This window comes from Chryseobacterium sp. (assembly GCF_022712095.1).
In the GTDB taxonomy this organism is placed as follows: domain Bacteria; phylum Bacteroidota; class Bacteroidia; order Flavobacteriales; family Weeksellaceae; genus Chryseobacterium.
Window position 1 is genome coordinate 1 of record NZ_JALAHD010000043.1, and the last position, 4,797, is coordinate 4,797.

The 4,797-nt window shown below is 35.3% G+C and carries 5 protein-coding genes; 4 read left to right on the top strand and 1 reads right to left on the bottom strand.

All coding sequences use genetic code 11. From position 1 onward, the window contains the following. Positions 1-72 precede the first annotated feature (72 nt). Entirely contained in the window at positions 73-1,470 is a 1,398-nt protein-coding gene (locus tag Q0A18_RS02260) for an arginine decarboxylase (protein ID WP_292008547.1), read from the top strand. Between the two features lie 39 nt (positions 1,471-1,509). Here the strand turns inward: Q0A18_RS02260 and Q0A18_RS02265 are convergent, their stop codons facing one another. Beyond that, the gene (locus tag Q0A18_RS02265; protein ID WP_292008548.1) at positions 1,510-2,172 is read right to left on the bottom strand and encodes an HAD family phosphatase; all 663 of its coding nucleotides are present in this window, start codon (positions 2,170-2,172) and stop codon (positions 1,510-1,512) included. A gap of 131 nt (positions 2,173-2,303) precedes the next feature. Between Q0A18_RS02265 and speB the strand changes: the two genes are divergently transcribed. The 3 genes from speB to Q0A18_RS02280 all read left to right on the top strand — a co-directional run bounded on the left by speB (position 2,304) and on the right by Q0A18_RS02280 (position 4,729). After that, positions 2,304-3,158: an agmatinase gene (gene speB, locus Q0A18_RS02270; protein ID WP_292008549.1), complete on the top strand. Its 855-nt coding sequence runs from the start codon at positions 2,304-2,306 to the stop codon at positions 3,156-3,158. Positions 3,159-3,225: 67 nt separating this feature from the next. Next, entirely contained in the window at positions 3,226-4,080 is an 855-nt protein-coding gene (locus tag Q0A18_RS02275) for a methylated-DNA--[protein]-cysteine S-methyltransferase (protein WP_292008550.1), read from the top strand. Between the two features lie 40 nt (positions 4,081-4,120). Then, entirely contained in the window at positions 4,121-4,729 is a 609-nt protein-coding gene (locus Q0A18_RS02280) for an alpha-ketoglutarate-dependent dioxygenase AlkB (protein ID WP_292008551.1), read from the top strand. The last annotated feature ends 68 nt before the right edge of the window (positions 4,730-4,797 follow it).

Sequence of the window (4,797 nt, forward strand, 5' to 3'; positions counted from 1 at the left end):
TTATAAGAGTTTTACCATCAAAAAATCAAACTTTTTTAGCAATTTTGCATTCCTAAATTCACTTGTTAAGAAATGAAGATAAAATACTCAGAACTTATTGATCAGACATTGTATTTTCCGACGGAAGAATTCAATGTTTCTGAGAACAATTTGTTATTTCACGATATTCCTTTAATGGAAGTTGTTGAAAAATTTGGCACTCCGCTAAAAATCAGCTATCTGCCAAGGATTTCTCAAAATATTCAAAAAGCCAAAGGTTGGTTTAAAGAAGCTTTTGAGAAAAATGAGTATAAGAAAAACTATACTTATTGTTATTGCACAAAGTCGAGCCACTTCAACTTTGTGATTGAAGAAGCTTTGAAAAATGATATATCTATCGAAACTTCTTCAGCGTATGATATGGATATTGTAAAGTCTCTTTATGAAAAAGAGAAGGTTGACAAGAATATTGAAGTAATCTGTAATGGATTTAAAACGGATGATTACCTGATGAAAATTTCAGAAATGATCAATAACGGTTTTGAAAATATTACCCCTATTCTGGATAATTACCGTGAGCTGGATAAACTTACGGACAGTATCGACACTACTTTTAATATAGGGATCAGAATCGCTTCAGAAGAAGAGCCTAAGTTTGAATTCTATACCTCAAGATTAGGAATAGGATATAAAGATATTATCCCTTATTACAGCCAGAAGATTGCGGAACATCCGAATGCCAGGCTGAAAATGCTTCACTTTTTCATTAATACGGGAATCAAAGACACCTCTTACTATTGGAATGAATTGTATAAATGCCTTCGTGTATATGCCCGTTTGAAAAAAATTGCGCCTGAGGTTGATTCTTTGAATATAGGTGGAGGATTTCCGATTAAAACTTCCCTGAACTTTGATTATGACTACCAGTATATGGTAGAGGAGATTGTTTCCCAGATCAAGAAATTCTGTGAAGAAGAAGGAGTGGAAGAACCGAATATTTATACTGAATTCGGTAGTTTTACCGTAGGGGAAAGCGGCGCTAACCTTTATAAAATTATTTCTCAGAAACGTCAGAACGACAGAGAAAAATGGAATATGATCGATTCATCATTCATGACGACACTTCCTGATACATGGGCTATTTCAAGACATTTTATCATGCTTCCGCTTAACCGTTGGGATGATACTTATGAAAGAGTTTTCCTTGGAGGACTGACTTGTGATTCTGATGATTACTACAATTCCGAGCAGCATACCAATGCTATTTATTTACCGGTTTTCAGTGACACTAAACCTTTGTATATAGGATTTTTCCATACGGGTGCTTATCAGGAAACCATAGGTGGCTACGGAGGAGTTCATCACTGTCTGATGCCTCAGCCAAGACATATTTTGATCCAGAAAGATGAAAATGGTGAGTTCCAATATGAAGTTTTCCGTGAGAAGCAGGAACCTGAAGATATTTTAAAACTTTTAGGATACATTCAGTAAAAGAAATAAAAAAGCCATCCATACGATGGCTTTTTTTATTTATTGGAAGTAATCGGATATTTTATCCAATTCCAGTTCTGAATAATCGGAAACAGTAACATTTGCTAATGTATAGTCCTGGTTTTTGGAATGTAGGCTTTTATAAGCTGCACAGAAAATATCAGCTTTGTGGGCAGCTAAAATTCCATTGGTAGAATCTTCAATTACCATACAGTTTTTGTTAGGTTCATCGGCCATTTGTGCTGCAAGAAGGAAAATTTCAGGATGAGGTTTGGATTCTTTTAAATCCGCTCCGCTGATCTTTCCGCTGAAATATTGCTCCAGACCGAATTTATCAAAGACCATTTTTATGGTTGTCATACTGGCTGAAGAGGCCACGATAAGCTTTATGTCATTTTCATAATAATGCTGTATCAGCTTTCTTACACCTGGAATAAGATCAAACTCGGCATCATTATAAAAATACTCTTTAAAATAAGTTCTTTTAATCTCAGTAAGACCCTCATGGGTATGGCTCAGGTTGAATTTTTCTATTAAGGTTTCACAGGCCTTTTTGGTCGAATATCCTGTGAAAGAAGTATATAGATCTTCAGAAACTTCAATTCCAAGATCATTGAACATTTTGAAATAAGCTTTTCTATGTAATGGTTCCGTATCCACAATCACTCCATCCATATCAAAGAGTACAGCCTTTAATGACATAGTAAAAAATTTTTGCAAAGATAAGTATTCATAATTTGATCCGGTTTTGGGACTCTGAATATTCTATGAAAGTCAATTTTCTGCGTATCTTTGTTCTTATTATTTTTAGTCTTTAAATTATTACATCTATTATGAAAACATATGCTGGAATACCGGAGGAAAACGGAACACTGGAAAACTCGAAAGTAATGTTGGTAACCGTTCCTTATGATGGAACTTCAACTTGGGGAAAGGGAGCTGATAAAGGTCCTGAATTATTTTTAGATGCTTCGGAGAACATGGAGCTTTATGATATTGAAACCGGAACCGAACCTTATCTTGAAGGAGTTTATCTTGCAGGAGAAGTTTCTGAAAATTCTTCACCGGAGGCAATGACTGAAGCCGTTTATCAGAAAACCAAAGATCTTCTTCAGAATGACGGAAAATTATTTACCCTTTTCGGAGGAGAACATTCCGTTTCAATAGGTTCTATCCGTGCTGTTGGAGAGAAATATGAAAATCTGACAGTTTTGCAGTTGGATGCACACACCGATTTACGTCCTGAATTCCATGGCTCAGCTTCTAACCATGCCTGTGCTGTTTTTGAAGCCAATCAGAAACATAATCTGGTACAGGTGGGTATCCGTTCTATGGATGTGGAAGAAAATCAATATTTACCGGAAGGAAGAGTATTTTTTGCTCATCAGATTGCAGTGAATGATAACTGGATTAATGATGTATTGGAAAAGGTATCAGGAAATGTATATATCACTATAGATTTAGATGCTTTTGACCCTTCTATTGCACCCTCTACCGGAACTCCGGAACCGGGAGGATTACAATGGTATCCTACGTTAGAGCTCCTGAGAAAAGTATTTGAAAAATGTAATGTAGTGGCTTTTGATATTGTAGAGCTGATGGATTCTCCTATGGCAAAACCTTCTGCTTTCTTAGCGGCAAAATTATATTATAAAATGTTAGCTTATTATCATATTAACAATAATTAAAATTCCGCAGGAATCGGATTTTTTTCACCGTATTTTCTTAGGAAATTTGTGACGTAAAATAAAGATTATGTCTACACAAAATCAGATAGATTATAACAGGATTGCTCAGGCAATAGAATATATCCGAATGAATTATCAGCTTCAGCCCGGTTTGGATGAAGTGGCGGAAAGCGTACATTTAAGTCCCGCTCATTTTCAAAAAATGTTTACCGATTGGGCAGGAACAAGTCCAAAGAAGTTTTTACAGTTCATCAGTCTTGAACATGCTAAAAATTTATTAAAGGAAGAAAAAGCAAATTTGTTTGATACTGCTTATGAAACAGGTTTATCCAGCACCAGCAGGTTGCATGATTTATTTATTACTATAGAAGGAATGTCTCCTGCCGAATATAAAAATGGAGGTAAAAATCTAGTTATTAATTATCACTTTTCTGAGAGCCCATTTGGTTATATCATGGTAGGTTCTACAAAAAAAGGAATTTGTTATATGGCTTTTGAAGCCAATAAAGAAATCGCATTGGGAAATCTGAAAGCTCAGTTTCCTAATGCTTCTTTTTTTGAGAAAAAGGACCAGCTTCAGAAAAATGCTTTGTCTATTTTTGAAAAGGACTGGACGAAACTTAATACCATCAAACTTCATCTGAAAGGAACTGATTTTCAGCTTAAGGTCTGGAAAAGTCTCTTGTCTATTCCCATGGGGAAAATATCAACTTATGGAAATCTAGCCCAAAAAATTGAAAATCCTAAAGCCTCAAGAGCTGTAGGAACAGCTATAGGAAGTAATCCTGTTGCGTTTCTTATTCCATGTCACAGAGTAATCCAGTCTACAGGACATACAGGGGGTTACCGATGGGGAAGCGATCGAAAACAGCTGATATTGGGATGGGAGAGCTCACATCTTTATTCCGGTGATCAGGATTAAGCTTTTAAATTAATTTTTAACAAAAAATTCTAAAATAATGATGAGTCTATTTGAGGATGTGTCCGACTTTCCTATTAATATACTCCCGGCAGATGGAACGGTTCATTATTATGGGAAAATTTTCACAAAAGAACAATCTGATTTTTATTATGATTATTTACTAAATCAGATTCCATGGGAAAATGATGAAGCGATGATCTTTGGCAAATTAATTCTGACCAAAAGAAAAGTAGCATGGTTCGGAGAAAAAGAATTTGAATATACTTATTCAAAAAGATCAAAATATGCCAGATGCTGGACACCTGAGCTATTGGAGCTAAAACAGAAATGTGAAGAAATTTCCGGTGAAACCTATAATTCCTGTCTTCTCAATCTCTATCATGACGGAAGTGAGGGAATGGCTTATCACAGCGACGGAGAAAAGGATCTCAAAAAACACGGAGCAATAGCCTCCCTTACTTTTGGTGCGGAAAGAAAGTTTTTATTTAAACATAAGACAACCAAAGAAAAAGTGGAAATATTTTTGGAAAATGGAAGCTTACTTATTATGAAAGGAACCACTCAGGATCATTGGCTTCATAGATTACCTCCCACTACTAAAATAAAAACTCCTCGGGTAAATCTTACCTTTCGGACCATTATAGAATAAGAAGAGTGTAATTTTTTGTGTATTTTTTGATAATTAAATGACGTATTATTACTAGTTTGAAGTGGAAA

Bases quoted from the DNA above. Each gene is read 5' to 3' on its own strand.
- Q0A18_RS02260 (WP_292008547.1), top strand. From the start codon at position 73: ATGAAGATAAAATACTCAGAACTTATTGATCAGACATTGTATTTTCCG.
- Q0A18_RS02265 (WP_292008548.1), bottom strand. From the start codon at position 2,172: ATGTCATTAAAGGCTGTACTCTTTGATATGGATGGAGTGATTGTGGAT.
- speB (WP_292008549.1), top strand. From the start codon at position 2,304: ATGAAAACATATGCTGGAATACCGGAGGAAAACGGAACACTGGAAAAC.
- Q0A18_RS02275 (WP_292008550.1), top strand. From the start codon at position 3,226: ATGTCTACACAAAATCAGATAGATTATAACAGGATTGCTCAGGCAATA.
- Q0A18_RS02280 (WP_292008551.1), top strand. From the start codon at position 4,121: ATGAGTCTATTTGAGGATGTGTCCGACTTTCCTATTAATATACTCCCG.